Origin of the sequence: Sphingomonas oligophenolica (assembly GCF_006438955.1) — a bacterium.
GTDB lineage: Bacteria > Pseudomonadota > Alphaproteobacteria > Sphingomonadales > Sphingomonadaceae > Sphingomonas > Sphingomonas oligophenolica_A.
The window spans coordinates 174,864-201,325 of sequence record NZ_RCZK01000003.1 but is presented as its reverse complement, the minus strand read 5'-3'; the positions used below and the strand labels follow the sequence as shown (position 1 = coordinate 201,325).

General features: G+C 66.5%; 32 protein-coding genes. 13 read left to right on the top strand and 19 right to left on the bottom strand.

The features are described from left to right. Positions 1-7: 7 nt before the first annotated feature. Positions 8-403, bottom strand: a complete 396-nt coding sequence (locus tag EAH84_RS05700) for an EF-hand domain-containing protein (RefSeq protein ID WP_161978340.1) — start codon at positions 401-403, stop codon at positions 8-10. Between the two features lie 138 nt (positions 404-541). Here EAH84_RS05700 and EAH84_RS05695 point away from each other — a divergent pair, with 138 nt between their 5' ends. The 3 genes from EAH84_RS05695 to EAH84_RS05685 all read left to right on the top strand — a co-directional run bounded on the left by EAH84_RS05695 (position 542) and on the right by EAH84_RS05685 (position 4,219). Next, positions 542-1,762 (top strand): argininosuccinate synthase, encoded by a 1,221-nt coding sequence (locus EAH84_RS05695; protein ID WP_140869052.1) that lies wholly within the window; start codon positions 542-544, stop codon positions 1,760-1,762. Positions 1,763-1,847: 85 nt separating this feature from the next. Then, positions 1,848-2,108 (top strand): hypothetical protein, encoded by a 261-nt coding sequence (locus tag EAH84_RS05690; protein ID WP_140869050.1) that lies wholly within the window; start codon positions 1,848-1,850, stop codon positions 2,106-2,108. Positions 2,109-2,590: 482 nt separating this feature from the next. Continuing rightward, the gene (locus EAH84_RS05685) at positions 2,591-4,219 is read left to right on the top strand and encodes a hypothetical protein (RefSeq protein WP_241656481.1); all 1,629 of its coding nucleotides are present in this window, start codon (positions 2,591-2,593) and stop codon (positions 4,217-4,219) included. Here EAH84_RS05685 and EAH84_RS05680 read toward each other — a convergent pair. The 4 genes from EAH84_RS05680 to EAH84_RS05665 are packed head-to-tail and all read right to left on the bottom strand — an operon-like array spanning position 4,174 to position 6,770. Beyond that, on the bottom strand, positions 4,174-5,313 hold the full coding sequence (locus tag EAH84_RS05680) for a GNAT family N-acetyltransferase (protein WP_140869047.1): 1,140 nt from the start codon (positions 5,311-5,313) through the stop codon (positions 4,174-4,176). The two genes, EAH84_RS05685 and EAH84_RS05680, sit on opposite strands and share 46 nt — an antisense overlap. 46 nt (positions 5,314-5,359) lie before the next feature. Beyond that, positions 5,360-5,836, bottom strand: coding sequence for a RidA family protein (locus EAH84_RS05675; RefSeq protein WP_140869044.1), 477 nt, complete (start codon positions 5,834-5,836; stop codon positions 5,360-5,362). After that, the gene (locus EAH84_RS05670; RefSeq protein ID WP_140869041.1) at positions 5,833-6,480 is read right to left on the bottom strand and encodes an HAD family hydrolase; all 648 of its coding nucleotides are present in this window, start codon (positions 6,478-6,480) and stop codon (positions 5,833-5,835) included. The genes EAH84_RS05675 and EAH84_RS05670 overlap by 4 nt, the downstream gene beginning before the upstream one ends. Further along, entirely contained in the window at positions 6,477-6,770 is a 294-nt protein-coding gene (locus tag EAH84_RS05665) for a DUF3572 family protein (RefSeq protein WP_140869038.1), read from the bottom strand. The genes EAH84_RS05670 and EAH84_RS05665 overlap by 4 nt, the downstream gene beginning before the upstream one ends. Positions 6,771-6,807: 37 nt before the next feature. On the opposite strand from EAH84_RS05665, the gene EAH84_RS05660 reads away from it, so the two are divergent. Continuing rightward, positions 6,808-7,227: a response regulator gene (locus EAH84_RS05660; RefSeq protein ID WP_140869035.1), complete on the top strand. Its 420-nt coding sequence runs from the start codon at positions 6,808-6,810 to the stop codon at positions 7,225-7,227. Positions 7,228-7,387: 160 nt separating this feature from the next. Here the strand turns inward: EAH84_RS05660 and rpmG are convergent, their stop codons facing one another. Further along, complete coding sequence (rpmG, locus tag EAH84_RS05655; RefSeq protein WP_066648079.1) at positions 7,388-7,555, bottom strand: 50S ribosomal protein L33; 168 nt, start codon at positions 7,553-7,555, stop codon at positions 7,388-7,390. Between the two features lie 175 nt (positions 7,556-7,730). On the opposite strand from rpmG, the gene EAH84_RS05650 reads away from it, so the two are divergent. The 7 genes from EAH84_RS05650 to EAH84_RS05620 all read left to right on the top strand — a co-directional run bounded on the left by EAH84_RS05650 (position 7,731) and on the right by EAH84_RS05620 (position 12,878). Then, the gene (locus EAH84_RS05650) at positions 7,731-8,051 is read left to right on the top strand and encodes a hypothetical protein (protein WP_140869032.1); all 321 of its coding nucleotides are present in this window, start codon (positions 7,731-7,733) and stop codon (positions 8,049-8,051) included. Next, positions 8,051-8,617 (top strand): TMEM165/GDT1 family protein, encoded by a 567-nt coding sequence (locus EAH84_RS05645; RefSeq protein WP_140869029.1) that lies wholly within the window; start codon positions 8,051-8,053, stop codon positions 8,615-8,617. The genes EAH84_RS05650 and EAH84_RS05645 overlap by 1 nt, the downstream gene beginning before the upstream one ends. A gap of 85 nt (positions 8,618-8,702) precedes the next feature. Beyond that, positions 8,703-9,200 carry a Dps family protein gene (locus EAH84_RS05640; RefSeq protein ID WP_140869026.1) on the top strand — a complete coding sequence of 166 codons (498 nt, stop codon included), beginning with the start codon at positions 8,703-8,705 and terminating at the stop codon, positions 9,198-9,200. Between the two features lie 28 nt (positions 9,201-9,228). Beyond that, positions 9,229-9,414, top strand: a complete 186-nt coding sequence (locus EAH84_RS05635) for a DUF1328 family protein (protein ID WP_140869023.1) — start codon at positions 9,229-9,231, stop codon at positions 9,412-9,414. Between the two features lie 10 nt (positions 9,415-9,424). Continuing rightward, the gene (locus tag EAH84_RS05630; protein ID WP_140869020.1) at positions 9,425-11,017 is read left to right on the top strand and encodes a cisplatin damage response ATP-dependent DNA ligase; all 1,593 of its coding nucleotides are present in this window, start codon (positions 9,425-9,427) and stop codon (positions 11,015-11,017) included. A gap of 98 nt (positions 11,018-11,115) precedes the next feature. Next, positions 11,116-11,592, top strand: a complete 477-nt coding sequence (locus EAH84_RS05625) for a TspO/MBR family protein (protein WP_140869018.1) — start codon at positions 11,116-11,118, stop codon at positions 11,590-11,592. Then, positions 11,589-12,878 (top strand): DUF2254 family protein, encoded by a 1,290-nt coding sequence (locus EAH84_RS05620; RefSeq protein WP_140869015.1) that lies wholly within the window; start codon positions 11,589-11,591, stop codon positions 12,876-12,878. The genes EAH84_RS05625 and EAH84_RS05620 overlap by 4 nt, the downstream gene beginning before the upstream one ends. Here the strand turns inward: EAH84_RS05620 and EAH84_RS05615 are convergent. From EAH84_RS05615 to EAH84_RS05605, 3 genes are all read right to left on the bottom strand, one after another. After that, positions 12,830-13,111 carry a hypothetical protein gene (locus EAH84_RS05615; protein WP_140869012.1) on the bottom strand — a complete coding sequence of 94 codons (282 nt, stop codon included), beginning with the start codon at positions 13,109-13,111 and terminating at the stop codon, positions 12,830-12,832. The two genes, EAH84_RS05620 and EAH84_RS05615, sit on opposite strands and share 49 nt — an antisense overlap. Positions 13,112-13,300: 189 nt before the next feature. Next, positions 13,301-15,640: a putative bifunctional diguanylate cyclase/phosphodiesterase gene (locus EAH84_RS05610; RefSeq protein ID WP_140869010.1), complete on the bottom strand. Its 2,340-nt coding sequence runs from the start codon at positions 15,638-15,640 to the stop codon at positions 13,301-13,303. Next, a complete protein-coding gene (locus tag EAH84_RS05605) occupies positions 15,640-16,230 on the bottom strand; it encodes a methylamine utilization protein (RefSeq protein ID WP_241656480.1) in 591 nt (196 codons plus the stop codon). Before EAH84_RS05605 ends, EAH84_RS05610 begins: the two co-directional genes overlap by 1 nt. A gap of 102 nt (positions 16,231-16,332) precedes the next feature. Here EAH84_RS05605 and EAH84_RS05600 point away from each other — a divergent pair, with 102 nt between their 5' ends. Beyond that, positions 16,333-17,220 (top strand): DUF3034 family protein, encoded by an 888-nt coding sequence (locus EAH84_RS05600; RefSeq protein ID WP_140869007.1) that lies wholly within the window; start codon positions 16,333-16,335, stop codon positions 17,218-17,220. Between the two features lie 16 nt (positions 17,221-17,236). Continuing rightward, a complete protein-coding gene (locus EAH84_RS05595; RefSeq protein WP_194150359.1) occupies positions 17,237-17,710 on the top strand; it encodes a group I truncated hemoglobin in 474 nt (157 codons plus the stop codon). Between the two features lie 3 nt (positions 17,711-17,713). Here the strand turns inward: EAH84_RS05595 and EAH84_RS05590 are convergent, their stop codons facing one another. The 10 genes from EAH84_RS05590 to hrcA all read right to left on the bottom strand — a co-directional run bounded on the left by EAH84_RS05590 (position 17,714) and on the right by hrcA (position 26,442). Further along, the gene (locus EAH84_RS05590; protein ID WP_140869004.1) at positions 17,714-19,264 is read right to left on the bottom strand and encodes a DHA2 family efflux MFS transporter permease subunit; all 1,551 of its coding nucleotides are present in this window, start codon (positions 19,262-19,264) and stop codon (positions 17,714-17,716) included. Beyond that, positions 19,264-20,517, bottom strand: coding sequence for an efflux RND transporter periplasmic adaptor subunit (locus tag EAH84_RS05585; RefSeq protein WP_140869001.1), 1,254 nt, complete (start codon positions 20,515-20,517; stop codon positions 19,264-19,266). Before EAH84_RS05585 ends, EAH84_RS05590 begins: the two co-directional genes overlap by 1 nt. After that, positions 20,514-21,917 carry an efflux transporter outer membrane subunit gene (locus EAH84_RS05580; RefSeq protein ID WP_140868998.1) on the bottom strand — a complete coding sequence of 468 codons (1,404 nt, stop codon included), beginning with the start codon at positions 21,915-21,917 and terminating at the stop codon, positions 20,514-20,516. The genes EAH84_RS05585 and EAH84_RS05580 overlap by 4 nt, the downstream gene beginning before the upstream one ends. Beyond that, positions 21,914-22,378 carry a MarR family winged helix-turn-helix transcriptional regulator gene (locus tag EAH84_RS05575; RefSeq protein WP_140868995.1) on the bottom strand — a complete coding sequence of 155 codons (465 nt, stop codon included), beginning with the start codon at positions 22,376-22,378 and terminating at the stop codon, positions 21,914-21,916. Before EAH84_RS05575 ends, EAH84_RS05580 begins: the two co-directional genes overlap by 4 nt. 89 nt (positions 22,379-22,467) lie before the next feature. Beyond that, the gene (locus EAH84_RS05570; RefSeq protein ID WP_140868992.1) at positions 22,468-22,875 is read right to left on the bottom strand and encodes a glycine zipper 2TM domain-containing protein; all 408 of its coding nucleotides are present in this window, start codon (positions 22,873-22,875) and stop codon (positions 22,468-22,470) included. Positions 22,876-22,958: 83 nt separating this feature from the next. Continuing rightward, entirely contained in the window at positions 22,959-23,171 is a 213-nt protein-coding gene (locus EAH84_RS05565) for a hypothetical protein (RefSeq protein ID WP_140868989.1), read from the bottom strand. A gap of 147 nt (positions 23,172-23,318) precedes the next feature. Further along, on the bottom strand, positions 23,319-24,542 hold the full coding sequence (locus EAH84_RS05560; protein WP_140868987.1) for a threonine synthase: 1,224 nt from the start codon (positions 24,540-24,542) through the stop codon (positions 23,319-23,321). Between the two features lie 71 nt (positions 24,543-24,613). After that, positions 24,614-24,829 carry a hypothetical protein gene (locus EAH84_RS05555; protein WP_140868984.1) on the bottom strand — a complete coding sequence of 72 codons (216 nt, stop codon included), beginning with the start codon at positions 24,827-24,829 and terminating at the stop codon, positions 24,614-24,616. Continuing rightward, complete coding sequence (gene grpE / locus EAH84_RS05550; protein WP_140868981.1) at positions 24,826-25,368, bottom strand: nucleotide exchange factor GrpE; 543 nt, start codon at positions 25,366-25,368, stop codon at positions 24,826-24,828. The genes EAH84_RS05555 and grpE overlap by 4 nt, the downstream gene beginning before the upstream one ends. 30 nt (positions 25,369-25,398) lie before the next feature. Next, positions 25,399-26,442, bottom strand: a complete 1,044-nt coding sequence (hrcA, locus tag EAH84_RS05545) for a heat-inducible transcriptional repressor HrcA (protein WP_140868978.1) — start codon at positions 26,440-26,442, stop codon at positions 25,399-25,401. Positions 26,443-26,462: the final 20 nt, after the last annotated feature.

Here is a 26,462-nt window from a genome sequence, read left to right as displayed (position 1 = left end):
GGTAGCGTCACCGTTTGTTTAGATCCGCTTTCGCCGCAGCGCGCTCGCCACCGCCGATCTTGCCGTCGCGGTTGGCGTCATATCTATGGAACATCGTCTTGAGCAGCGTTTCCGCCTCCGGCTCGGTGACCTTGCCATCGTCGTTGATGTCGGCGGTCGTGAACCACAGGTCGGCGAGCTTCTTGACCTGCGCCTGGTCCGCCTTGCCCTTGCCGACCCGCATCCGCGCGATCCGCGCGTTGACCTCCGACCGGCTCCAAACCCCGTCCTTGTTGGCATCGGTGAGCGCGAATTCGCGTTTGAACTTCGCCGCCGCCGAGGTTTCGGTTTCCTGTGCCAGCGCGGACACGGCAAGGCCGGACAGGGCGAGAAGGGTCAGCAATTTACAGAGCATGGATGTCATGCTCGGGCGCATGAACGCCCCCACTTGTATCGCGGATGAACGCCGCGGCGCGCCGCACGATGAGCTCCACGCGGCTGCGCACGGTTGCGAATACGCTGTCGTCCCCCTAAGCGCCGCGCCTTCGAAGGAGCTGTTTTTATGACCGAGTCCGTAAACCGTGTCGTCCTCGCCTATTCGGGAGGGCTCGACACCAGCGTGATCCTGAAATGGCTCCAGCAGACCTACCAATGCGAGGTTGTCACCTTCACCGCCGATCTGGGTCAGGGCGAGGAACTCGAGCCCGCGCGGAAGAAGGCGGAGATGGCTGGGGTCAAGCCCGAGCACATATTCATCGATGATCTGCGCGAAGAATTTGTGCGCGATTACGTGTTTCCTATGATGCGTGCGAACGCGCTGTATGAGGGACTATACCTGCTCGGCACCAGCATCGCGCGCCCGCTGATCGCCAAACGCCAGATCGAGATCGCCCGCCAGGTCAATGCCGACGCCGTCAGCCACGGCGCGACCGGCAAGGGTAACGATCAGGTCCGCTTCGAACTCGGCTACTACGCGCTCGCCCCGGATATCCGGGTGATCGCACCGTGGCGCGAATGGGATTTGACCAGCCGCACGAGGCTGATCGAATTCGCCGAACAGCACCAGATTCCGGTCAGCAAAGACAAGCGCGGCGAAGCGCCGTTCTCGACCGACGCCAACATGCTCCACACCTCATCCGAGGGTAAGGTGCTCGAGGATCCGTGGGACGAGGTTCCCGACTATGTCTATTCGCGCACCGTCAATCCCGAGGATGCGCCGAACGAGCCCGAGACGATCACGATCGATTTCGAGCGTGGCGACGGCGTCGCAATCAACGGCGTCGGCATGAGCCCCGCGACCTTGCTCGAAACGCTCAACGACCTCGGTCGCAAGCACGGCATCGGGCGACTCGATCTCGTCGAAAACCGCTTCGTCGGCATGAAAAGCCGCGGCATGTACGAGACGCCGGGCGGAACGATCTATCACCTTGCGCATCGCGGGATCGAGCAGCTTACGCTCGACCGCGGGGCCGCGCACCTCAAGGACGAACTCGCGCCGCGCTATGCCGAACTGCTCTACAACGGCTTCTGGTTCAGCCCCGAACGCGAGATGCTCCAGGCCGCGATCGACCACAGCCAGGAAAAGGTAACCGGCACCGTCCGGCTGAAGCTCTACAAGGGCAGCGTTGCTGTCACCGGGCGCAAATCACCCTTCTCGCTCTATTCGGAAAAGGTCGTGACGTTCGAGGACGATCAGGGCGCCTACGACCAGCGCGACGCGGCGGGGTTCATCAAGCTCAACGCGTTGCGGCTGCGGCTGTTGGGGCGACGCGACCAAGGCTGACGTCATCCTCACACCCGGGTACCTCCGGGTGAAGGTAAATGTGTCTCTAACGCAGCCTTACGCGCGGCTATGCTACGCCTCGGGGGTGACCACGCGCACGCGCCACGACATTCCGATCGCCACCGCGCTCGCATTTGTGCTCAGCATGGTCTGGGCGTGGCGCAACTGGGCAAACCTCGTGCAGCTTCGCTTGCCCGACACTGCCGATGTCATGCCGCTCCAGCAGGTGCGCGACTGGCTGGAGGGGCAGTCCTGGATCGATCTTGCGCAACATCGGTGGGGCATGGGGCTTCAGATGCACTGGTCGCGCCTAGCGCCGCGCTCCAAATCGCCACGCTGGCGATAACCGCGATCCAGTTGTGCGGTGCCTATGCCGGCGCACGCCCTCGGCGGCGTCCGAATGGCGGCGGCAGGGCTGGCGTCGGCGGAAATGCTCTACCCGCTCGCCGCAAGCGCGCTGACGACTACCGGCGACGCGCGCGTCAAGCGTAACGGGGATTGCGGATCGCCCGCCGCGATCACCGCGCTAGCCACCCTTGTGCACGCGCGCGTGCTGGTCTCGATCGATGCAGTGTCGTGCATTCTCGGTGCCACGCGGCATGATATGGTGGCGGCACCCTATCATCGCAACGATACCGCTGATCTGGCGATATATCGCTTTTACCGAGACCGCGCGCCGCAGCGCGAGCACCGATCGGTAGCGGGTGGATTATTTGATGGCATGCGCGAGCATGCCAGCCGTCGCGCGGCTGCGCGCGCGCGACGGCTCCATGAACTTCACGCGCAATCGCTTGTCGAAGGCTGCCCCCGCGCTCTAAGGCGTCCGCCATGCAGGGGCAGGAGAAGGCGCACTGGTGGCAGACGCGGACGTTCGTCCTGCTGATGGTGCTCATGTCGATCGCGCCGCTGCTCTGGCCGACGATTCCGCCGCTCGTCGACCTGCCCGGCCACATGGGCCGGTATCGCGTACAGCTCGACGGGGACGCGCACGCCTGGCTCGCCGACTGGTTCGACTTCAACTGGTCGTTGATCGGCAATCTCGGCATCGACCTCATGATCGTCCCGCTCGCGCCGATCGTCGGGCTCGAACCCGCGGTAAAGCTGATCGTGATCGCGATCCCCGCACTCACGGTATCCGGGCTGCTGTGGATATCGCGCGAAGTTCACGGCCGTATTCCTGCGACCGCACTATTCGCGCTGCCGCTGGCATATAGCTATCCATTCCAGTTCGGCTTCATAAATTTCGCCCTATCGATCGCGCTGGCGCTTAACCTGTTCGCGCTGTGGCTGCGGCTCGCGCGGCTCGGCCATCTGCGGTGGCGCGCGATCCTGTTCGTGCCATTGTCGTGCGCGCTGTGGGTCTGCCACACCTTCGGCTGGGGCGTGCTCGGTGTCCTTGCCTTTTCCGCCGAGATGATCCGACAGCACGACCTGCGCAGGGATCGGGCGAGCGGGCATTGGCTCGAAAGCTGGGTGCGCGCGGGGCTCGGGTGCCTGCCGCTCGCGCTGCCGTTCGTGCTGATGATCGTATGGCGATCGGGCGATCATGTCACTGGGCAGACCGCGGACTGGTTCCACTGGCGCGCCAAGATGAACTGGGTGCTGATGGTCCTGCGTGATCGCTGGATGGCGCTCGACATCGCCTCGGTCACGGTGCTGTTCGTAATCCTGCTCAAGGGAGTGCGCGACACCCGGGTCGAATATTCGCGCAACCTCGGCCTGTCCGCGCTGTTCCTGTTCGCGGTCTATCTGCTGCTGCCGCGAATCGTGTTCGGGTCGGCCTATGCCGACATGCGGCTCGCCCCCTTCGTGTTCGCGATCGCGCTGATTGCGCTTAGGCCCAAGCCGGGACTGTCGATGCGCGGCGCGGCGGTGATCGCCTCGCTGGGCCTTGCTTTCTTCGGGGTCCGGATCGCGGCAACGACCGCAAGCTATTACTTGTATGCGCAACGCTACGACCGCGTCCTGCCCGCGCTCGATCACATCCCACGCGGCGCGAAGATGGTGACGTTTGTCGGGCGGCGGTGCCAGGACGACTGGACCTATTCGCGGCTCGAACACATCCCCGCGATCGGGCTAGAGCGGCGCTTCGCCTACACCAACGACCAATGGTCGATGCCCGGCGCGCAGCTGTTGACCGCGCGCTACTGGCCCGCGGGCGGGTTCGCGCACGACCCATCCCAGATCGTCACCGACCAGTATTGCCGCGGCGAATGGTGGCGGCCGATCGATTTGGCGATGCGTTGGTTCCCGCGCGACGCGTTCGACTATGTGTGGCTGCTCAACCCACCGGCCTATGATCCGTCGCTCAACCGCGGGCTCGTTCCCGTCTGGCGATCGGGGACCGACGTACTGTTCCGCGTCGACCACCGAGACGACGCGGCGCTACGCGACGAAGGGATCGGCAACGGTCAGCCGTTATTCCCCCGGCGGAAGGGCGTCAGCTCGCCGAGATAAGCCTGATTGGCCTCGACCCCCGCGCGCTCGCGGACCAGGAAATCCGCGATCGCGCGGCGAAAATTCAGGTCGGGAATGTAATGTGCCGACCAGGTTGGAACCGGCACATAACCGCGCGCGAGCTTGTGCTCGCCCTGCGCGCCCGCCTCGACCGTCGTCAGCCCGCGCGCGATCGCGGCGTCGATCGCCTGGTAATAGCAAAGCTCGAAATGAAGGAATGGCACCTCCTTGATGCACCCCCAATAGCGCCCATACAGCGTATCCGCACCGATCAGGTTGAGCGCCCCCGCGATCGGCACGCCGTCGCGTTCGGCGAGAATCAGCAACACCTTGTCGCCAAGGGCAGCCGCCAGCAGCGGGAAGAAGCTGCGCTTGAGATACGGCTGGCCCCATTTGCGGCTGCCGGTATCCTGATAGAAGACCCAGAACGCGTTCCAATGTTCGGGGCGGATATCCGCGCCCGTCAGGTGGCGGATCGTCAGCCCCTCGATCGCAGCCGCCCGCTCCTTGCGGATCGCCTTGCGCTTGCGACTGGCGAGCGCGCCCAGAAAATCGTCGAACGTCGCATAGCCATGGTTGCGCCAGTGGAACTGCGTCCCCTCGCGCACCAGCCACCCCGCCGCCTCGAACAGCGGCAGTTGATCGGGCTCGACGAACGTCGCGTGCGCCGACGAGAAATTATGCTGGTCGGTCACCGCCTCGACCGCCGCGATCAGCGCGGGCGCGGCGGCGGGGTCGCGGAGCAACAGCCGCGGCCCCGGCACCGGGCTGAACGGCGCGGCGAGCTGGAGCTTGGGATAATAGGCGCCGCCGGCGCGCTCCCACGCATCCGCCCAGGCATGGTCGAAGACATATTCGCCCTGGCTGTGGCTCTTCGCATAGGCGGGCGCGATTCCTGCAGGCGCGCCATCGGCGCCATCAACGACGATCGGGATCGGCTGCCACCCCGAACGACCACCGACGCTACCCGATTCCTCGAGTGCGGTGAGGAAGCCATGACACATGAACGGATGGTCACGCCCGGCGCACGCATCCCATTGGTCGGCGGGGATCGCGGCGACGCCATCGGCGAGGCGGGCGGTGAGCGAGGTCATGTACGCCTCAAGATAGAGCGCACCGGGTTGCACTCAACCGGGCGGATCAGGAAAGCGTGCTCGCCGACACCTGGACGATCGCGTCGATCTCGACTGCCGCGCCGAGCGGCAGCGTCGGCACGCCGACCGCCGAACGCGCGTGCTTGCCAGCATCGCCGAACAGCGCGACCATCAGGTCGGACGCGCCGTTAGCGACCTTGGGCTGGTCGGTGAAATCGCCGGTCGAATTCACGAACACGCCGAGCTTTACGATCCGCTCGACCCGCGCTAGATCGCCGAGATATTTCTTGAGCTGCGCCACGATCATCAGCGCGCACGCGCGCGCCGCATCCTGCCCGCCTTCGAGGTCGACGTCATCGCCGAGCCGCCCGGTGATCAACTGGCCGTCCTTGAACGGCAACTGCCCCGACAGATGGACCAGCCCCCCCGCCTCGACGACGGGAACATAGGCGGCGACGGGAGCGGCGGCCTCGGGAAGCGAGAGGCCGAGCTCGGCGAGCTTGGTATCGATACGATCGGTCATGCTGCCGCTCTGGGTCGCTCGCCGGTCGCGGTCAACCCCTCGGCAAACCGCGCGTCGATCCAGTCTGCCGCCGCACGCCAGTCGTCGATCCGCGCACTGGCGTGCGGTGCGGGGGGAACGTGTCCCGCCAGCTCGGGTTCGGCGATCATGTGGAGCCGGAACACCCCCGGGGCGTGCTCCGCCACCGATTCGTGATGCACCGCCAGATCGTCGACGAACACCGTGACCGGGTCGCCATATTCCGCCACCAGCCGCGCGACCGGGCGGCCCTTCCCGCCCTGGTTGCACTCGACGCGGTGCGCGATCCCGAACGCGGCGAGCTGTTCGATCCGCGGCTGGCGGCAATCGTCCTGCAAATTGGTGAGGATCACGATATCGGCGCGCACCGCGATCCGTGCGAGCGCCTCGGCAGCGTGGGGGACGAGCGTCTGGCGATGCATTTCGCCGGGAAAGAATTGCCGCAGCATCGCCCACATGTCGTCGCGCGTCGGTGCCGAGTTGCCATCGCGTCGCGTCATACTGTTTTCGAAACTGCCGCCGGTCAGGTCGAAATCGATATCGTGCGCTTCGTCGAGCCAGGTCCCGAAATGGCGGACCATGTGGAGCAACACTTCGTCGCAGTCGCAGATCAGCAGGGATTTCATGTCGTCTCCAGAAGTTCGCGCGCACGCACCAGTGCCTCGGGTCGTACCGCGAGCGATTCGGCACACGCGATCAGATCGGGTTCGTGGGCTTCGAGAAAGGTAATCGCGGCGGTCAACACCGCGGGATCGCTGGCGCGACTGCGCAGGTCGGCGGGGGTAAGGCCGGTGACGTCGAGCAACCGCAGCGCTCGATCGGGCTCGACCAGCGTCCACACCAGCGCGCGCAGCGCCAACGCTTCGGCGGCGTCGCGCGCGCCCTTCTTGCTGTCGATTGCTTCGCTCTCGCGCATTGCCTAATCACCCCGAAACGAAAGGATCGGTGCGCGGGTGGCAAAAAGGGTGCTCGTTGTCGAGGACAACGAACTCAATCTGAAGCTTTTCTGCGACCTGCTGCGCGCGCACGAATTCGTCGCCGAGCCGGTGCGCGACGGGCGCGAAGCGGTGGCGCGCGCAAGGGAGGTATGCCCTGACCTTATCGTGATGGACATCCAGATGCCGCACGTCACCGGCTACGAGCTGATCCTGGAGCTGAAGGCCGACGAGGCGCTGCGCGCGATCCCGATCATGGCGGTCACCGCCTATGCCGGGCGTGAGGACGAAGAGCGCATCCGTTCGGCGGGCGCGGACGCCTATGTCTCCAAACCGATCAGCTTGGCGCGGTTCATGGATGCGGTCGGCGCGCTGATTAGCCCGCGACATTCCTCCCCCATTGGGGGAGGGGGACCGGCAACGCCGGTGGAGGGGTAGCCAAGCAGGGCTAGCATTCGGGCTGCCCCTCCACCACGCCTTCGGCGCGGTCCCCCTCCCCGTGCCGGGGAGGAATTTCACGTCAGACGCGTGAAAAGAGCCGCAAGCGAATCGCTTGCGGCTCCCACACTCCAGCCGGACGGCCCCGCGGGGCCGCGCCTCACTTGATCTTGGCTTCCTTGAACTCGACATGCTTGCGCACGACGGGATCGTATTTCTTGAAGCTCAGCTTCTCGGTCTTGGTCCGCGGGTTCTTCTTGGTGACGTAGAAGAAGCCGGTGTCCGCGGAGCTGACGAGTTTGATCTTGACGGTGGTTGGCTTGGCCATGAGCCCTCAATCCTGCATAAAACGACGAGAGCGGCAGCAAAGGCGCGGCCCCTCGATCAGGGGCGGCGCATGGCGCAAGCCTCGCGCGAAGTCAACCGGACGACACGCTTTACCGCCTGTTTACCCTTCGAGGCGCAGCTTCCTCAGACGGGGGCACGACAACGGGAGCGGGACCATGGGGCAGAGCATCGACATCGACGGGGTAAAGGCGGATTTGGCGGCGCGAATCGCCGCGCTTGACGTGAAGGCCCCCTATGCGCGGGCCTGCGAACTGGCGTTGGACGTCGATGCGATCCGCGCAATTGCGCATCGCAACGGGCTCAATCCCGCGGTGACGGTCGCGCATTTCCTCGATTCGGCGCTGTCACGCGGCGAACATGGCGCGCTGGTCCATGGCTGGCTGTCGGTCCTCCACGACGCGGTGACGAGCGAGCGCCAGGACCTGGCCGCGTGCGATTCGTTCGCCGCCGCCTGTTCGGTGCGCCTGGCGGGATAATGGACGCCTTGATGGCGGCGCTGGTCGTGGCCGCGCTCGCCCAGATCGGCGATCGCATCCCCTGGCTCGCCGCGATCCTCGCCGATCGTTACCGCAAACCATGGCTCATCGTCGCGATGGCGGCGTTGGCGCTGGCGGCTGCAAGCGCGATCGCCGCGACCTTCGGTACATGGCTGGCGCCCAGGCTGACACCGGAAGCGAAACAACTGTTCGTCGCGATCGCCCTGCTCCTGCTCGGCACCGGGGTCGTCGGCACGGTCAAGCCTCCCGACCGGCTGACCGGGTGGCGGATCGGTGCCACCGCGACCAGTTTCCTGGGGTTCTTCATCTTGGCGTTCGGCGACGGCATCCAGTTCGTGGTCCTCGCGCTCGCCGCGCGGTCACCGCTGCCGTCGCTCGCGGTCGTCGGCGCGACGCTCGGCTCGCTCGCGGTCGTCGCGACCGCGGCGAGCCTGGGGGAGAATGCCTGGATCGCGCTACCGCTGGTGATCGCGCGGCGCATCATCGCGGCGCTGTTCATCGTCGCGGGCGTCGGGGTCGCGATGAGCGCGCTCGGACTGCTCTGAGGTCCCTCACCAGAAATCAGTTGGCCACGGACCCATTTCGCAACCGTGACGTTCATCCAGCGAACCGACCATCGCTGGAGCGACCATGACCAAAAAGAAGCCCAACCCCGCGCTCGACACCCCGACGAGCCTTGGCAATACCCGCAGCGTTGCCGATGCGCTCAACGCGAGCCTCGCCGATTGTTTCGCGCTCTACCTCAAGACCAAGAATTTCCACTGGCACGTCTCCGGCCCGCATTTCCGCGACTACCACCTGCTGCTCGACGCGCAGGCCGCGCAGATTCTGGGTGTTACGGACGCGATCGCCGAGCGCGTCCGTAAGACCGGCAACACCACGCTGCGCTCGATCGGCGAAATCGCCCGCCGGCAGACGATCGCGGACAACGACAGCGAGTTTGTCGCGCCTGCCACGATGCTCGCCGAGTTGCGCGACGACAATCTCAAGCTCGTCGAAGCCTTTCGCGCGGTGAAGGACGCCGCCGAAGATGCGAAGGACAACGCCACCAGCGGGATCGTCGACGAATGGACCGACCAGGCCGAGGAACGCGCCTGGTTCCTGTTCGAAGCCAGCCGCAAGGGCTGATCTACCGCCTCTCTACCGGAGACCATCGATGTTGAAATTCGCCGTCCTGTTCCTCGTCATCGGTCTGGTCCTTGCGTTGCTCGGCTTCGGCGGCATCGGTGGTGCCTTCATCGGCATCGCCAAGATCCTGTTCTTCATCGCGATCGCGCTGTTCGTGATATTCCTCGTTTTGGGCCTGCTCGCGGGGAAAGCGGTCAAGGACATCGTCGACTGACGCAGCGACCATGCACGCTTTCGCCGCGCTTCTCGATTCGCTGATCTACACGCGCAGCCGCAATGCCAAGCTGAAGCTGATCGCCGACTATCTGCGCGCCACGCCTGATCCCGATCGCGGCTGGGCGATGGCCGCGCTGACCGGGGAGATCGACATCCCCGGGGTCAAGCCCGCGGTGATCCGGGCGCTGATCGAGGCGCGGGTCGATCCGGTGCTGTTCCGGATGAGCCGCGACTATGTCGGCGACACCGCCGAAACCGTGGCGTTGCTCTGGCCGAACCCCGCCCCCGCCCCCGCGGACGACCCGCTCACAATCACGCAAGCGGTCGAGCGGTTGTTGCGGCTGTCACGCTCGGATGCCCCCGCCGCGCTCGCCGCGATGCTCGATCGATCGGATGCCGAGGAACGCTATGCGCTCCTCAAGATGGCGACCGGGGGCATGCGGATCGGGGTGTCCGCGCGGCTCGCCAAAACCGCGCTCGCGCAGGCATTCGAGCTCGATGTCGAGGCGGTCGAGGAGGTGTGGCACGGCATCGATCCGCCCTATGCCGCGCTGTTCGCCTGGGGCGCGGGCACCGCGCCGCAGCCCACCGCGCATGACGTTCCCGTCTTCCGCCCGTTCATGCTCGCACACCCATTGGAAGACGTTCGCGTCGATCTCGCCGACTATGCCGCCGAGTGGAAATGGGACGGCATCCGCGTCCAGATCGTCCACGTTGCGGGTCAGACCCGGCTCTACAGCCGCACCGGCGACGATGTGACCGGCAGCTTCCCTGATGTGGCCGCGGCCTTTACCGAACCCGGCGCGGTCGATGGCGAACTGCTGGTGAAGGGCGACGCGCAGGGCGGCGCGCTCGATGATGGCGCTGGGGCGGCCAGCTTCAACGCGCTCCAGCAACGGCTGGGCCGCAAGGTGGTAAGCCAAAAAATGCTCGCCGATTATCCCGCATTCGTCCGGCTCTACGACATCCTGGTCGATGGCGAGGAAGACCTGCGCGCGCTGCCCTGGACCGAGCGCCGCGGTCGGCTCGAAGCCTTCTTCCCCCGCCTCGACCCCGATCGGTTCGACATCAGCCCGGTGATCGAGGCCACCGACTTTACCGACCTCGAGACGATCCGCGCGGGCAGCCGCGACGCCGCGATCGAGGGCGTGATGCTCAAGCGCCGCGATTCGGCGTACACCGGCGGGCGTCGCGCGGGACTGTGGTACAAATGGAAGCGCGATCCGCTGACCGCCGACTGCGTGATGATGTACGCGCAGCGCGGCAATGGACGACGGTCGAGCTGGTACAGCGACTATACTTTCGGCTGCTGGACCGATGAGGGCGAACTGCTACCGGTCGGCAAGGCGTATTCGGGCATTACCGACGAGGAGCTCAAGATGCTCGACAAGTTCGTCCGCAACCACACGCTGAATCGGTTCGGACCGGTCCGCGAGGTCGAAAAATCGCTCGTGCTGGAGATTGCGTTCGATTCGATCCACGAATCGAAACGCCACAAATCGGGCATCGCGATGCGCTTCCCCCGCATCGCGCGGATCCGCACCGACAAACCCGCCGCGGAGGCGGACCAGCTCGCGACGCTCAAGCGATTGATCACCTGATCCAATCGCGATGAGCTGATCCCCGCCTTGCCATTTTCAGTAACCGCGACCTACGCTGAGCGCATTCAACCTATCCCAAGCCAGCGAGGATGATCGCCATGACAGAGACGATCGCCGCAGTGGCATGGGCGTTGGTACTCGGCGGCGCCGGCGGCGTGTTGACCGAGATCGGTGCGTGGTACCACGGGCTGAAGAAGCCTTCGTTTCAGCCACCCAGTTGGTTGTTCGGCCCTGCCTGGACCATCATCCTCGGTCTTGCTGCCTGGGCGGGGGTGCTTGCCTGGCGTGCCGCGCCCACTGCGGCGGCGCACACCGACGTGATCCTCTTCTTTGCAGTAAACGGGATACTCCACCTTCTCTGGTCGCCACTATTCTTCAAGTGGAAGCGCCCCGATTGGTCGCTCATTGAGGTCGTCTTCCTGTGGGTGTCGGTGGGCGCGATGATGCTGGGACTCGGCAGCCTGTCCTCGCTGGCGGGGTGGCTGATCGTGCCCTATTTCGTCTGGGTCAGCTTCGCCGCGGTGCTCAACCGGGCGATCGTGCGGCTCAACCAGCCGTTTGGGCATGTTGCATGAAACCAGTGTCGTGGGCGCGATCGCCGCTGCGGCGGCTCGGCAGCGTCGCATGGGGAAGCTTCTGGAGCGTGCCGATCGCGATGCTGGTCGCGACCCTGGTGATCGTCGCGGTCTTGCTGTGGCTCGATGCCGTGGGTGCGTCGACGGCGCTGGCCAACCAGGGCTGGCCGCTCGCGATTCCGGGCAAGGCCGCGCAGGAACTGGCTAGTTCGCTGGTCGCCGTCCATGTCGCGCTGATCGCACTGTATTTTTCGATCACGCTACTCGTGCTGACGCTGGCGGGGGGCACGCTCGGGGTGCGGCTGATCGACATCTGGATTGCACGGCGGTTGACGCGTGTGACGCTGGGGCTGCTGCTGTCGGGACTGGCGGCGTCGCTGATCGCGCTGCTGGCGGTCGACCCCGACGCGAGCGGCGCGCACGTCGCGCGACTGACGCTGGTCGTGCTGACTGCGGCGACGATCTTGCTGCTCGGCTGGCTCGCAATGGCGTTGCACGACCTGGCGCGGACGATCCATATCGATACCGTGATCGCTTATCTCAGGCGGCGCATCGTCGACGATGCCAGCGCGTTTTCGGACGTCGTCGCGCCGCCCGTCGACACCGACTGGACGCGTGGCGCGGTGATCGCAGCGCCGCGATCGGGGTTCGTCGAATCGATCGACTTCGGCTCGCTGGTGCGCGCGGCACAGCGGCTCGATGTGCGGATCGAGGTGTCGGCACTCCCCGGTGATTACCGGATCAAGGGCGAGGCGTTGGGACGCATTGTCGGCGCGCGCACCGATGACGAGCACTTGACCAAGCACTTCGCGCTCAGCGGTTATCGCTCGGCGTCGGAAGGATCGAGCTTCACCGTCCGGCTGCTCGTCGAGATCGCGGCGCGCGCGCTGTCCCCCGCGGTAAACGATTTCTACACCGCGCTCGCGTGCGTCGATGCGCTCGGGTCGGCGATGACCGCCCAGGGTCAATTATCCCAAGATGCCCCGTGGCTAGGCGACGAGGCTGGCACCGCGCGCGTTCATGTCGCAATCGAACCGTTCGAGGATCTGTTCGATGCGCCGCTAAAGGCGCTGCGCCATGCCGCGGCACAGTATCCCGTAGTCGCGATCCACCTGATCCTGATGCTGTGCCGCGCGCGCCAATTGGTCGGCGATCCGACCGTGCGCGACCTGCTGGCGGCGCACGCCGAAGCAACGCGCGCGCATGGCGTGCAGGTCGCAGTGTTCGCGCCCGATGGTCAGGCGATCGATCGCGCGATCGCCGCGCCACTGCCTGCCACAGACTGATCGTTCGCGGGCGGCGATGGCCGCTTCCCGAACCGCGCTGTGACGACATTGCCGACATTGGCGAAGAACAGCCGCAGATGCGCCTCGGGCTGCGCCGTCACCAGCTCCTTGTTCATATACGCCTCCCATGTCAGCCGCTGGACGTCAGGATCGCGGCACATCGACACGAAGCGTTCGCGCAGCCAGTCGTTGCGGTACCACCCCGCTTGAAGGAGGTCGAGGATGCGGAACACCCGGCCATGATCCGCCAGGAAGGCGCGGCGCGCCCCCGCCAGCGCATCGCCGGTATCGAGCGCCTCGGTAACGGCATCAAGGCGGACGCGCGCGCTGTATGCGGCGCGTGGCTGAGGGGGCTTTTCGCTCCGCCCCCGGTAGGAAATAGCTCCGCGGCGACGCGCGCCGGATTGTCGGCTACCGACGGGTCAGGCAGCCTGCGCGAACACGGTGCTGAGCAGCGCTGCGACCCCTGCCCCCTCGACCGGGCGGCTGAAGAAATAGCCCTGGATATTGCCGCAGCCCTGCCCACGCAGCAGCGCGAGTTGGTCGCCGTCCTCGACGCCCTCCGCGGTGGTTTCCATGTGGAGCGCACCGGCGAGATCAACGATCGCGCGCACGATCGCCGCGGCGCCATCGTCGGTCGCGACTCCCGTGATGAACGACCGATCGATCTTGATCTTGTCGAATGGAAAACTACGCAGGTAGCTCAGCGACGAATAGCCGGTGCCAAAGTCGTCGAGCGCGACGCGGACCCCGATTTCGCGCAGGCCATGCAGCAAGTCGAGCACATGATCCTCGCCGTCGAGGAACACGGTCTCGGTAATCTCCACCTCCAGCCGGTGCGGCGCGAGGCCGCTGTGCGCCAGCGCCTGGAGAATCACCGCCTTGAATCTTAGGTTGCGGAACTGCAGCGGCGAGACGTTGACGGCAACGCGGACATCCTCGGGCCACGCCGCCGCCTGTCGACACGCCTCCTGCATCACCCATTCGCCGATCGCGACGATCATCCCGGTTTCCTCGGCGACGGGGATGAATTCGGTGGGGCCGACCTCGCCGCGGGTCGGATGATTCCAGCGCAATAGCGCCTCGAATCCCGCGATCCGGTTTTCCTTGAGATTGAAGACGGGTTGAAAATTAAGGCGGAACTGCCCGGTCTGGATCGCCTCGCGCAGGTCGAGTTCGAGTTGGCGACGCTTGCGCGCGGCGGCGTCGAGCGCGGGTTCGAAAAAGCGAAAGACCCCCCGCCCGTCACGCTTGGCGCGATAGAGCGCGAGGTCGGCATTCTTGAGCAACTGGTCGGGATCGTCGCCGTCGTCGGGGCCGAATGCGATGCCGATGCTGAACCCGGTCGCGATCTGGTGGCCATCGGTCTTCATCGGCTGCGACGTGCGATCGAGGATCGCTTGCGCCAGCGCGCGCGGGCGATCGGGGTCGAACCGGCCCTGGAGGATGATCGCGTATTCGTCACCGCCAAGCCGCGATACGAGCCCGTCGGGCGCGAGTTCGGTCAGGATATCGCCCAGCTCGCGAAGCAGCGAATCGCCGACGGGGTGGCCGAGCGTGTCGTTGACGCCCTTGAACCCGTCGAGATCGAGACACAGGACCGCGACCTGCTCGCCCGCGCGCGGGGCCCGCGCGATCGCTTGGTCGAGCGACTGGCGGAAATAGGAACGATTGGGCAGGCCAGTGAGCGAATCGTGAAACGCGAGGTGCGAGATGCGATGTTCGCGTTCGAGGATACCTGCCGACATGCGGTTGAAACTATGCGCTAGGCGACCGATCTCGTCGTCGCCGACGACCGCGAGTTCGGTGCGCGATCCCTCCTCGAGCGCACGCGCGGCAGCATCGAGCGCCGCGATCGGCCCCGCGATGCCCCGCGCCAGCCTGATGCTACCCATCACGACGAGAAGGATGCCGATGATCCCCGCGAGCGCCAATCCGACCTCCAGCGGCATATAGGGCGCGAGCGCGGCGCTGAGCGGGTACCGCAGCAACAGCGCCGCCTGGGGGCGTCCGCCGACGCCGATCAGCGGCTTGGCCGACGCAAACGCGCGGCCATCGGGGAGCGAGACCGTCGCGAGTGGACGTTCACGCGTCGATGCGGCGACGAGTTGATCAACCGCCTTGTCCGCGATTACCGTTCCATCGCCCGATGTCCAATGCCCTCCTGCTCCCAAACGCAGGATGGTTACGGTGAGAGGAATCGCCGACAACCGTGCCAAGGTACGCATTTCAGGCGCGTCGAGTGGAACGACGAATACCACCCAGCCGATTTCGGTCGGGGCGAGGATCGGCGACACGACGACCCTGAAGGTCGCTCCGCCCGCATTCACAACGGCATCCTGGCGACCCCCACGTAGCCGATGCGGCATCGTCGCCATCATCGCGGTAAGGCGTCCCGCCGAGCCGACCACCGATCCGTCAAGGTTGACGAGCACCGCATGGTCGACCCCGGCGCGGCCGCGCAGCGTCGCCAGCGCGGATTCGATCGTCGGCACGTCTTCGCTCGCCACCGCCGCGCGGAAACCGAAATCGCGGGTGAGCACATCCGCGGTGTCGGTCAGCGTCTTCGCCTTGAGCGCCCACAGCCCGTCGTACACGCTCCCGCTCGCTGACAGCTCAGCCCGCACCGAGTTGCGGGCGTGCGACCAGATCATCGTCTGCACCACCCCGCCGAGCAGCGCGAGCGCCACCGCGAACAGCGCGGTGTAGAGGACCGCCAGCCTAGTGCGGAGCGTCCGGAATCGGGGGGTGCGGAGAATCATCAGCGGTGGATGGTAAAGGTGGTCGCAAAGCCGCTGGAGAGGATCACGACCGACTGGACGAGGGTGTTGTTCGGCGCCCGGATCGACGGCGACCAGACGCGGACGGTGGCTTTCCCGGCGGGGACATCGGTCATCTGGACGCGGCCCTGACCATTGGCGCGGTCCGCGAAGGGATTGGCGGTGACGTAGATGAACCCGCTCATGCTGTCATGGATGTTGCAGCCCAGCGCGACGACGCCCGCCTTGTCGAACACGATGCTGCGTTGATCCTCCTTGCCGTAGAGCTTCAGATCGATCTTCTTCGCTTTCGAAAACGAATAGACGTGGTGCCGCACCGCATCGCGATTGGGCAGCGCCACCGTCGCTCCGACCGGCACGACGAGGATGTGCGGCTGAAACGCGATTCCCCGCTGCTCCATCACATAGGTGCCGTGAGGGGGGGCACGGGGTGAATCTGCGGCCTCGACGACGACCACCGCATCGCTCAGCGGCTGCCCATCGGGACCGCGAACGTCGATCGTTACGGTGGCCGCGTGGGCGCCCCCGGAAATGGCAAGCGCAATGGCGATGATGGCATGGCGAGGGGTCATATTACTCGTCAATAGGGCCACGTGGTTGCCGATCGGTGAAGCGCGCCCCTACCGAATGTTAACCATTATCCGCCACCTGAGCATCGAAGCCGGGGGCCGTCGATGTCATTGTCTACCAGGAAATTACTGCCCGTCGTTGCCGCGCTTAGCATCATTGCGGTTGTCGCCCCCGCCGATGCCGCGGAACGGCGCGAGGGCGGCAAACTGTTACTGACCGGGGGCATGTCTAGCATTGAGGGCGCGGCGGGCGGCGGGCTGGCCACTTGGGCGGTGATCGCGGGCGACGAGACCGAAGACGGCACCGGCGGCACCGCGCATGCGACGTATGTCGCGCTCCCCGATTTCGACCTGGCATCCGCGGGGGCGGCGATCGGCATTTCCGACCTGGTCGAGCTGTCCTATGCCTACCAGCGGTTCGACACCCGCGCGGCGGGCGCGGCGCTGGGGCTGGGTCGTGGGTTCACCTTCGGCCAGCACGTTCTCGGCGCGAAGCTGCGGGTGATCGGCGATGCGGTGTGGGATCAGGACACGCTGCTGCCGCAGATCGCGGTCGGCGCGCAGTACAAGATCGCCGAGCACGGCAACATCATCCGCGCGGTCGGCGGGCGAGACTATAAGGGCGTCGATTTCTACGTCGCCGCGACCAAGGTCTGGCTACCCGCATCGATGGTGTTCAACGCCACCGTACGGTTCACCAAGGCCAACCAGTTCGGCCTGCTGGGCTTCGGTGGCGACAAACAGCCGGGCCGGACCGCGCAGGTCGAGGGATCGGCGGGCAAGCTGCTCGCGCGCAACCTGCTCGTCGGTGTCGAATATCGGATGAAGCCCAATAATTTGAATTTCGCGCGCGAAACCGACAGCTACGACCTCTTCGCCGCGTGGGCGATCCAGCGTCATCTCTCGATTACCGCCGCCTATGCCGATCTGGGCGCCATCGCCACCGTCGAGAAGCAACGCGGGCTGTTCATGTCGCTTCAAGGCGGTTTTTAGCGCAAGGATATATGCGATGCTCACGCTGGCCCTCCTCTTAGTCCTCGGCCCGCAGGCCGCGGTCGTCCCCACCGAACAGCCGGTCGCGTCCTATGTGCATGACAGCGCCAATGCCGGGGCGACGCCGTTCCGCGGGACCGCAATGTGGCGCGCCTTCCACGAGGCCGCCGGAATCGCGCGGATCGTCGACGACACGGTCGATCGCAGCCTGATCGATCCACGCATCTCCGATATTTTCAAGGGCCATGACATGGTCCGGTTGCGGCGGACGTTGAAAGAGCAGTTCTGCTACATCCTCCACGGACCCTGCGACTATAGCGGGCGGACGATGGCCGCCGCGCACAAGGACATGGGCGTCCAGCAGGCCGACTTCGCGGCGCTGGTCGAGAATCTCCAGGCCGCCATGCGCAAGGAACATATCCGGTTCGACGCGCAGAACCGCTTCCTCGCCAAACTCGCACCGATGCATCGCACCGTGGTCAAGCAATAAGGCTCAGTCCGCGGCGACCGGTGCGCCCCCGCCCGAGGGCCGCCGGGTGAACCACACGATCACGATCAGCGCGACGCACAGCCACGCCGACACCCGAAACAGGTCGGTCGACGCGAGCAGATACGCCTGCCCCACCAATTGCCGGGTCACCGCCCCGGCGGCCTGAACATCGGTCAGCCCCAGATTATTGAGCGCGGTGCGCGCCATATTGAGCGGCATGCCCGTTCCGACCGCGTCCGCCAGGCGGCTCTGGTGGAACGCCTCGCGGCGATCCCACGCGGTGGTGATGATCGACGCCGCGAACGATCCCGCGACGATCCGGGTGAAGTTCGACATCCCCGTCGCCGACGGCATCCGTTCGGGGGGGATGCGATCGAGCGCGATCGTCAGCATCGACAGGAAGAAAGTGCTCATCGCGATGCCCTGGACGAGCAGCGGCAGCATGAAATCCCACGCGCTGGCGTTGGTCGTCAGCTCCGAGCGCATCCAATAGGATACCGCGAACGCCGCGAACGCCACCGTCGCGAGCAACCGCGCGTCGAACTTGCCGCTGAGCCGCGCGACCAGCGGGGTCATCAGCACCGCGACGAGTCCGCTCGGCGCCGCGATCAGCCCGGCCCAGGTCGCAGTGTAGCCAAGCTGGGTCTGGAGCCACAGCGGCAACAGCAGGATGTTCGCGAAGAACACCGCATAGCCCAGCGAAAACGCGATGTTGCCGATCGCGAAGTTGCGGTTCGCGAACAGCGACAGGTCGACCGTCGGGTTGGCGTCGGTCAATTCCCAGATGATCCACGCGACGAAGCCCACCGCGGCGATTACCGCGAGGACGACGATCATCGGATCGTTGAACCAATCGGCGTCCTTGCCGAGATCGAGCATCACCTGCATCGATCCCACCCACACCACCAGCAGCATCAGCCCGACACTGTCGATCCGCAGCTTGCGCGTCCGCGTCTCGCGCGTCTTCAGCCCGCGCCAGCAGATCAGGCTGACGAAGATGCCGAACGGCACGTTGATCAGGAAGATCCAGCCCCAATGGTAATTGTCGCTGATATAGCCGCCCAGGATCGGCCCCATGATCGGCGCGACCAGCGTCGTCATCGACCAGATGCCGAGCGCGGTCGCGCGCTTGTCGCTGGGGAAGACCGAGATCAGCAGCGCTTGGCTGCCCGGCATGATCGGCCCCGCGACCGCGCCCTGGAGCACGCGGAACACGATCAGCGAGGGCAGGCTCCACGCGATCCCGCAGAGGAACGAGGCGAGCGTGAACAGCGCCACCGCGACGCAAAAGGTGCGGACCATCCCGAACCGGCCCATCAGCCATCCCGTCAGCGGTACCGCGATTCCCTGGCTGACCGCGAAGGCGGTCACGATCCAGATCGAATTATCCGCCGACACCCCTAGATTGCCCGCGATCGTCGGCAGCGACACGTTGGCGATCGTCGAATCGAGCACCATCATGAAGGTGCCGAGCGCCAGCGCGATGGAAACCAGCGCGAGCGATCCCCCCCGGAGCGGGGGCAATTCAGCGCCGCCAGGCGGCGCCCCAGCCATCAGCGATTGGCCGCGATGATCTGGCGAATCCGCGCCTCGACCGCGGGATCGGACGCGCCGGTTGCCTCGCCGCCATAGGTCGCTCCGCTGTTCTTCGCGGGCGTGCCCAGCCGCCGACCCGAGCGGTTCGCGGTATCGACGGTCGTCTTGACCGACAGCCCGATCCGGAGCGGATTGGCATGGAGTTCCCGCGAATCGAGTGCGATCCGCACCGGCACCCGCTGGACGATCTTGATCCAGTTGCCGCTGGCATTCTGCGGCGGCAGCAGCGCGAAGGCGTTGCCCGAACCCGCGCCGACGCCGACCACCTTGCCGTGATAGACGACATCGCCGCCATACATGTCCGCGGTGATGGTCGCGGGCTGGCCGATGCGCAGATCCTTGAGCTGCGTCTCGCGGAAATTGGCGTCGATCCAGACCCGATCGAGCGGGACGACCGCCATCAGCGGGGTACCCGCCGCGACCTGCTGGCCGAGCTGGACGGTGCGCTGTGCGACGACGCCGGTGATCGGCGCGACGATGTGCATGTGGCTGCGCGCGATCGCGGCGCGGCGATACGCGGCGATCGCGGCGAGGACCGACGGATTGGACGCCACATCGGTGCCTGATACCGCGGTGCGCGACTGGTTCTGCTGCGCCAGCGCGAGCTGCAGGGTGGCGCGCGCAACCTTCACCGCGTCGGCGGCGTGGCTGAGTTCCTCGCCCGAGATCGCGCCCGCGGCGGCGGCGGACCGGCGGCGGGTATAGTCACCCTCAGCCGCCGATAGCGACGCGCGCGCCTGGACGACACCCGCGTCGCTCGCGCCGACCTTCGAGAAGTCGGCGCGGGTCGATCGCACCGCGGTCGCCAGGTCTGCCGCCGCCGAGGAAAGGTTGACGTCGGCGGTCGCGGGATCGAGGTCGATCAACGCCTGCCCCGCGGTGACGGTCTGGGTATTGTCGGCGCGGATCGCGAGCACGGTGCCCGATTCGCGCGCGGTGATCGCAACGACGTCGCCCGCGACATAAGCGTCGTCGGTCACTTCTTCGGGCTTGGCGAGCAGGAAATGCGCCAGCGCCCAGACGATCAGCCCGATGACGACGACGATCGCCAGGATTGTCAGCCCACGCCGCCGGGCGCGCGGCTTGCCCGCGGGTGCAACCGGGGGTGTTTCCGGGGTGATCGGGGCGGATGCCTGCGGGGCGGCGGGCTGCACCACGGTGCTGGGGGTCTCGGCAACGGGGGCGTCGAGGACAGGGGCGTCGGCGGTCATGGCTGATACTCTTGTGACGTCGAGAAACCGCCGCCCATCGCCATCACCAGCGCGACCCGCTGGCGCGCGGCATCGGCGGCAAGGTTGGCCTGGGCGAGTTCCGCATCAAGTTGGCGGACGTCATTGTCGACCAGGTCGAGCTTGCTGCCGAGCCCGCTCGAGACGCGGATCGCATTGAGCCGCCCGGTTTCGGCATACCCTGTCACGACTTCGCGTGCATGCGCGCGCTGGTCGGCGAGGTTGCCGATCAGCGCGATCGCGTCGGCGGCCTCGCGCACCGCACCGATCACGCGATCGTTGTAATCCGCGGTCGCGACGTCGAGTTCGGCGGTCGCACCCGCCAGCCCCGCCTTCAACCGACCGTTGTCGAAGAGCGGCAGGTGGATCGCGGGGCCGACATTGGCGGTGCCCGCATCGAGGCTCAGCAGGTTGCCGATCCCGATCGCCTGAAACCCAGCGAGTGCCGACAGATTGATGTTGGGATAGAAGGATCGGCGCGCGACCTGTCGTCCCGCCGCCGCCGCCTCGATCCGCGCCTGCGCGGCGGCGATGTCCGCCCGCCGCGCGAGCAGATCGGCGGGAACGCGCGCGGGCAGCGCAATCGCGGCGTCGAAGCGCAGCGACGTCGGGCCGATCGCGGCGGCGTAGTCGGTCCCCCGCCCCGCGAGCGCAGCCAGCGCATTGGCGGCGAGCGCGCGGGCGCCCGCGGCCCGCACCTGCGCGCCCTGCGCCTGTGCGAGCAGCGTTTGCGCCGCGGTCGCTTCAAGATTGCTCGCAAGCTTGCTGCGAATGCGGACCCTGACGAGCCGCAGCGAATCCTGCCGCGCCGCGATCGTACGCCGCGCAATTCGTGCCTGCTCTTCGGCGCGTGCGAGATCGATATAGATCTGCGTCACCGATCCCGCGAGCGCGATCCGCGCCGCGACGAGGTCGAGCCGCGCCGCATCCGCGCTGGCCCGCGCCCCCGCGATCGCCGCCCGCTGACGCCCGAACAGGTCGAGGTTCCACGCCAGTCCGGCATGACTATCGCCGACGAATCGCACCGACCCCGCATAGGGCGGCGGAATCGTATATTTGCCCGACAGCCGCGCGATCGCCGCCGACCCGTCAAGCGTGACGTCGGGTCCATCCGCGGCGCGCCGGGTCGATAGCGTCGCTTCCGCCAGACGCAAACGCGCCAGCGCGGCATCGAGCGTCGGATTGCCCGCGATCGCATCGGTCACAACCCGATCGAGCTGCGGATCGCCGAACGCGGTCCACCAGGAATCGGCGATCGTCGGCGCGGGCAGCGTCGCCAATCCGAGCGTTTCGGGCGCGATCGGCGCGACCGCCGGCTTGGCCGCCGGAATCGCACAGCCCGCGAGCAACAGCGTCGGCGCCAGCCAGCGGTGCCCGTTCATGCGCCGTCCTCGCTAGCATCGGCGAGCGTCGTATGGAGTTTCTGCAACAGCCGGACGAGTTCCGCCGCGTCCTCGTTCGACCAGTCCGCAAGCCACGCATTCCAGCGCGCCATCACCTTCAGCCGCGCGCGCTGCGCCACCGCCTCGCCCGCATCGGTGAGCGACAGCTTCACGACCCGGCGATCAGCGCCGTCGCGGTCGCGCTCAACCCATGACCGTTCGACCAGCGCATCGATAAGCCGGGTGGTCGCGCCCTTGTCATGCGCGATGTCGCGCGCGAGATCGGCGCAGGTGCTACCCGGATTGAGGTGGATCGACACCAGCGCCAACCAATGGGTTAGCGTGATCCCCTCGGGCTCGAACACCGGTTCGAGTCCCACGGTCGAAATTTGGAAAACCCGCCGCGCCAGATAGCCCAACGACGAATCGGGATAGAAATCCGAAGCGGAATAAAACGGCATCTCGTTGCCGTGGCAATTATTGCCTAGGCAGTCAAACTCGAAATACCGCCGGAAAATCGTCGGGGAGCGTTACCGCTCCCCGTGTCGACTCATTTGCATTTGACGTTGTTGCGGTCGATCGCGCGACCCGCGATCGCGCCGCCTGCCGCGCCGAGCAGCGTACCCAGCGTCTGCGATCCGCCCGAGGTGATCAATGCGCCCAGGGCACCACCCGCAATGCCGCCGACGATCAACCCGGTCGTGCCATCGGGACGACGGCAATAATATTGGCCGTTCTGGCCGACATAGACGCGGTCGTTGTTCGCCATCCGGCGTTCGCCATAGCGCGAATTCTGGGTGTAGTAGCGATCGGCGTAATAGCCGTTGTAGCTCGGGTCAGGCCGGTTGTAGTCATAAGCCGAATAGCCCGAACCCAATCCGCTGCTGCCATAGCCGCCCAAGGCCGAACACCCTGCCAGCGTCATCGCCGCGCCGACACCCAATAACAACCTACGCATATCCCATCTCCCTGAACCCGCCACGCAACGATCGTGACGGGGTGAGAATGGTTGGGAGGGCAGAAAGGTTGCGAGTCGGCCGCTCAACCGGCGGCGGCGAGTTCCATCCGCGCCTGTTGCGCCTTCGCTTCGCGCGCATGGCGCATCGTTTCGGTGCGTTCGGCGCGGGCCGCCATTTCGTCCCACGCCTTGGCAGCGCGCTCGCAGCGATCGCGGACATTGTCGAGAGTGGCGGCTTCGGCAGCGGCATGCTGTTCGGCGGCACGCGCACGGTAGAAAGCGGGATTATCGGCCAAGGGCTGCTCCTATTCGGGATGGACGCAGCAGGGAAAGGCGGATCCCGCCGATTCGACTCGCCGGGCAATCCGTCGATATGCGACTAGGATAATCGTGAATATGGGCGGTGGCGGGCCGATATGCAAATCGGCCCGCGCCGCGACGGTTCACAGCGCGTCGAAGTCGATCGGCTGGTGCCGGTCGAGCGTGCGCGGCGCGGCGGGCATCGGGTATTTCAGCCCCGTCGCGCAGTTGAACAGGACGACGGTTTCACCGGGGTCGACCTCGCCGATCTTCACCGCCTCGCGATAGGCCGCCAGCGTCGCGCCGCCCTCAGGACAGAGCAGCAAGCCATCGTGCCGCGCGGCATCGTCGACCGCCTGCAGAATCGCGGGATCGCCCACCGCGACCGCCTTGCCGCCGCTCGCGCGCACCGCGCGCAGGATCAGGAAATCGCCCACCGCCTTCGGCACGCGAATGCCCGCCGCGACGGTATGCGCGTCCTCCCACCGCTCGGCATGTTCCTGGCCCGCCTCGAACGCCTTGACGATCGGCGCACAGCCCGACGCCTGAACCGCGTACATGCGTGGGCGTTCGGCGCCGATCCAGCCCATCGCCTCCAGCTCGTCGAACGCCTTCCACATCCCGATCAGCCCGGTGCCGCCGCCGGTCGGATAAAAGATCGCGTCGGGCAATTTCCACCCGAATTGCGCCGCGAGCTCCAGCCCCATCGTCTTCTTGCCCTCGATCCGATAGGGTTCTTTCAGTGTCGAGAAATCGAACCATCGCCCCTCGGCCGCCCCCTTGCCGACGATCGCGCCGCAATCGTCGATCAGCCCGTTGACGCGCCACACCCGCGCACCCTGCAGCGCGATCTCGCGGACGTTCACCTCGGGGGTGTCTTCGGGGCAGAACACGATCGTCTCGATCCCCACGCGGGTGGCGTAGGCGGCGAGCGCGGCGCCCGCGTTCCCATTGGTCGGCATCGCGATCCGCGTCACCCCCAGTTCCTTTGCCATCGCCACCGCCATGACGAGCCCGCGCGCCTTGAAGCTGCCGGTGGGAAGCCGTCCCTCGTCCTTCACCAGCACATTGGCACCGCCCGAAACTGGGATCGCCACCAGCGGGGTTTCGATCTCGCCCAGGCTGACGACGTTCGCGGTCCGGCGCACGGGAAGCAGTTCGCGCCAGCGCCACAGGTCGGTCGGGCGGGCGTCGAGCATCGGCCTGGGCAGATTCGCCGCAACCGCATCGAGATCGTAACGGACGAGCAGCGGTCGCCCCGCCTCCGACAACCCATGGAGCGTGTCGGCGTCATAACACTGCCCGGTCAGCGAGCATTCGAGATGGGTAACGAAGGTCGGGCGTTCGGCGGTGAGGTTCTGGTTCATGATTCCGCCCTAACCCCAACCAAGCCACGCCGTCACCCCGGGACTTGGTCCGGCATGACGGTGGGACGATATTAGGTGTCGAATTCCAGCGCCGCCGCTGCGCCGCCCGACAGATCGAGCGGCCGGTTCGGCTCGACCGGGCACGGCTCGTGCCCATCATCGTCCTTGCCGCGCCGCTTGCGCGGGCGCCGCTTCAGCACTGCGGCCAGACGATAGGGGTCGGCTCGCCCGAACAAGCGGGCAAACCGACCGACGTCGTCGCGACCGGTATCATGATGGGGCATCATTCTCCCTTCTTGGCGACTCCGACCAACGCGGGGCGGAGCAAACGGTCCTTGATCATATAGCCGACCTGCATTTCCTGGACGATCGTCCCCGGTTCGGCATCGCTAGGCAGTTCGACCATCGCCTGATGCTTGTTGGGGTCGAGCATCGCGCCCATCGCCTCGATCTTGGTGATCCCGTGGCGCGCGAAGACGGTGTCGAGCTCGCGCCCGGTCGCCTCCAGCCCCGCGACAAGGCCCTTCATCTTGTCGTCCGCGCGCAGATCGGCGGGCATCGCGGCCAGCCCGCGCGCCAGATTGTCGCTCACCGACAGGATGTCGCGCGCGAAGTTGGTCGCAGCATAGGCACGCGCGTCCTGCGCCTCGCGCTCGGCGCGGCGGCGAACGTTCTGGACCTCCGCCTGCGCGTACAGGACATTCTGCTTCGCCTCGGCGAGCTGGTGTTCGAGCTCGCCGATCCGGTCGTGCTCGGCCAGTTCGGGCGCGGCGTCGGCGGTCTCTTCGCGCAGATCGGTCGCCTGCGTATCGTCGTTGTCGGTCATCATGGTTCCTGTGTTCACGTCCATCAGTGTTCAACCCATCAAGCGGGCGAGCGTTGCTGCGGTAAAATCAACCATGGGCACGACGCGCGCATAGTTCAACCGAGTTGGCCCGATCACCCCGACCACGCCGACTACGCGCCCGCCCGGCCCGCGGAACGGGCGCGCGATCACCGACGAGCCACTGAGCGCGAACAGCTTGTTTTCCGCCCCGATGAAGATCCGGGTCGCGTCGCCCGCGCGCGCGCTGTCGAGCAGCCCGGCGATCTCCTGCTTGCCCTCCAGATCGTCGAGCAGATCGCGCACCCGGTCGAGATCGGCGGCGGCGGCGGCGTCGATCAGCCGTCCCTGCCCGCGCACGATCAGCACCGGGCGCCGCGCGGCATCCTCGCTCCACACCACCAGCCCCTGTTCGATCAGCGCGCGCGCCGCCATATCGACCGCGGCTTGCCCCGCGGCCAGATCGCGCTCGACCCGCGCCCGCGCCTCGACCAGCGTCAGCCCACCGAGCGTCGCGGTCATGTAATTGCCCGCCTCCACCAGCGCGCTGGGGTTCATCCCCGGCGGCAGCGCGACGACGCGGTTCTCGACCGATCCGTCCTCGCTCACCAGCACCGCCATTGCCTGATCGGGGGACAGCGGCACGAATCCGATCGAGCGCAGCGTCAGTTCACGCTTGGGCACCATCACCAGCCCCGCGCACGCCGACAGCCCTGACAGCGCCGCGGTCGTCGCCGCCAGCGCTTCCTCGACCGGGCCGCCGCCGCCGACCCGCGATTCGATCGCGGCGCGTTCGTCCTCGCTCGGCTCGAGCACCTGCATCATCCCGTCGACGAACAGCCGCAGCCCCCGCTCGGTCGGGATCCGCCCCGCGCTGGTGTGCGGGCTGGCGAGCAGGCCGAGTTCCTCGAGCTCTTGCATCACGCCCCGGATCGACGCGGGCGACAGATTGAGCCCCGACGCCAGCGCGATCGTCTTCGACCCAATCGGCATCCCGTTCTCGACATAACCGTCGACCACCGCGCGAAAGATGTCGCGCGCACGATCGGTCAATTCGGTGACGGGGGTGGTGACCATGGTGGACATCTAGGCTGGCG

Excerpts from the sequence above, each read along its gene's own strand:
- EAH84_RS05570 (WP_140868992.1), bottom strand. The coding sequence starts at position 22,875 with ATGCGTAGGTTGTTATTGGGTGTCGGCGCGGCGATGACGCTGGCAGGG.
- EAH84_RS05675 (WP_140869044.1), bottom strand. The coding sequence starts at position 5,836 with ATGACCGATCGTATCGATACCAAGCTCGCCGAGCTCGGCCTCTCGCTT.
- EAH84_RS05595 (WP_194150359.1), top strand. The coding sequence starts at position 17,237 with ATGCTCACGCTGGCCCTCCTCTTAGTCCTCGGCCCGCAGGCCGCGGTC.
- EAH84_RS05670 (WP_140869041.1), bottom strand. The coding sequence starts at position 6,480 with ATGAAATCCCTGCTGATCTGCGACTGCGACGAAGTGTTGCTCCACATG.
- EAH84_RS05610 (WP_140869010.1), bottom strand. The coding sequence starts at position 15,640 with ATGATTCTCCGCACCCCCCGATTCCGGACGCTCCGCACTAGGCTGGCG.
- EAH84_RS05650 (WP_140869032.1), top strand. The coding sequence starts at position 7,731 with ATGGGGCAGAGCATCGACATCGACGGGGTAAAGGCGGATTTGGCGGCG.
- EAH84_RS05580 (WP_140868998.1), bottom strand. The coding sequence starts at position 21,917 with ATGAACGGGCACCGCTGGCTGGCGCCGACGCTGTTGCTCGCGGGCTGT.
- EAH84_RS05620 (WP_140869015.1), top strand. The coding sequence starts at position 11,589 with ATGAAACCAGTGTCGTGGGCGCGATCGCCGCTGCGGCGGCTCGGCAGC.
- EAH84_RS05555 (WP_140868984.1), bottom strand. The coding sequence starts at position 24,829 with ATGATGCCCCATCATGATACCGGTCGCGACGACGTCGGTCGGTTTGCC.
- EAH84_RS05585 (WP_140869001.1), bottom strand. The coding sequence starts at position 20,517 with ATGACCGCCGACGCCCCTGTCCTCGACGCCCCCGTTGCCGAGACCCCC.
- grpE (WP_140868981.1), bottom strand. The coding sequence starts at position 25,368 with ATGACCGACAACGACGATACGCAGGCGACCGATCTGCGCGAAGAGACC.
- EAH84_RS05630 (WP_140869020.1), top strand. The coding sequence starts at position 9,425 with ATGCACGCTTTCGCCGCGCTTCTCGATTCGCTGATCTACACGCGCAGC.
- EAH84_RS05575 (WP_140868995.1), bottom strand. The coding sequence starts at position 22,378 with ATGCCGTTTTATTCCGCTTCGGATTTCTATCCCGATTCGTCGTTGGGC.
- EAH84_RS05685 (WP_241656481.1), top strand. The coding sequence starts at position 2,591 with ATGCAGGGGCAGGAGAAGGCGCACTGGTGGCAGACGCGGACGTTCGTC.
- EAH84_RS05665 (WP_140869038.1), bottom strand. The coding sequence starts at position 6,770 with ATGCGCGAGAGCGAAGCAATCGACAGCAAGAAGGGCGCGCGCGACGCC.
- rpmG (WP_066648079.1), bottom strand. The coding sequence starts at position 7,555 with ATGGCCAAGCCAACCACCGTCAAGATCAAACTCGTCAGCTCCGCGGAC.
- hrcA (WP_140868978.1), bottom strand. The coding sequence starts at position 26,442 with ATGGTCACCACCCCCGTCACCGAATTGACCGATCGTGCGCGCGACATC.
- EAH84_RS05560 (WP_140868987.1), bottom strand. The coding sequence starts at position 24,542 with ATGAACCAGAACCTCACCGCCGAACGCCCGACCTTCGTTACCCATCTC.
- EAH84_RS05645 (WP_140869029.1), top strand. The coding sequence starts at position 8,051 with ATGGACGCCTTGATGGCGGCGCTGGTCGTGGCCGCGCTCGCCCAGATC.
- EAH84_RS05695 (WP_140869052.1), top strand. The coding sequence starts at position 542 with ATGACCGAGTCCGTAAACCGTGTCGTCCTCGCCTATTCGGGAGGGCTC.
- EAH84_RS05625 (WP_140869018.1), top strand. The coding sequence starts at position 11,116 with ATGACAGAGACGATCGCCGCAGTGGCATGGGCGTTGGTACTCGGCGGC.
- EAH84_RS05700 (WP_161978340.1), bottom strand. The coding sequence starts at position 403 with ATGACATCCATGCTCTGTAAATTGCTGACCCTTCTCGCCCTGTCCGGC.
- EAH84_RS05605 (WP_241656480.1), bottom strand. The coding sequence starts at position 16,230 with ATGACCCCTCGCCATGCCATCATCGCCATTGCGCTTGCCATTTCCGGG.
- EAH84_RS05600 (WP_140869007.1), top strand. The coding sequence starts at position 16,333 with ATGTCATTGTCTACCAGGAAATTACTGCCCGTCGTTGCCGCGCTTAGC.
- EAH84_RS05680 (WP_140869047.1), bottom strand. The coding sequence starts at position 5,313 with ATGACCTCGCTCACCGCCCGCCTCGCCGATGGCGTCGCCGCGATCCCC.
- EAH84_RS05635 (WP_140869023.1), top strand. The coding sequence starts at position 9,229 with ATGTTGAAATTCGCCGTCCTGTTCCTCGTCATCGGTCTGGTCCTTGCG.
- EAH84_RS05640 (WP_140869026.1), top strand. The coding sequence starts at position 8,703 with ATGACCAAAAAGAAGCCCAACCCCGCGCTCGACACCCCGACGAGCCTT.
- EAH84_RS05590 (WP_140869004.1), bottom strand. The coding sequence starts at position 19,264 with ATGGCTGGGGCGCCGCCTGGCGGCGCTGAATTGCCCCCGCTCCGGGGG.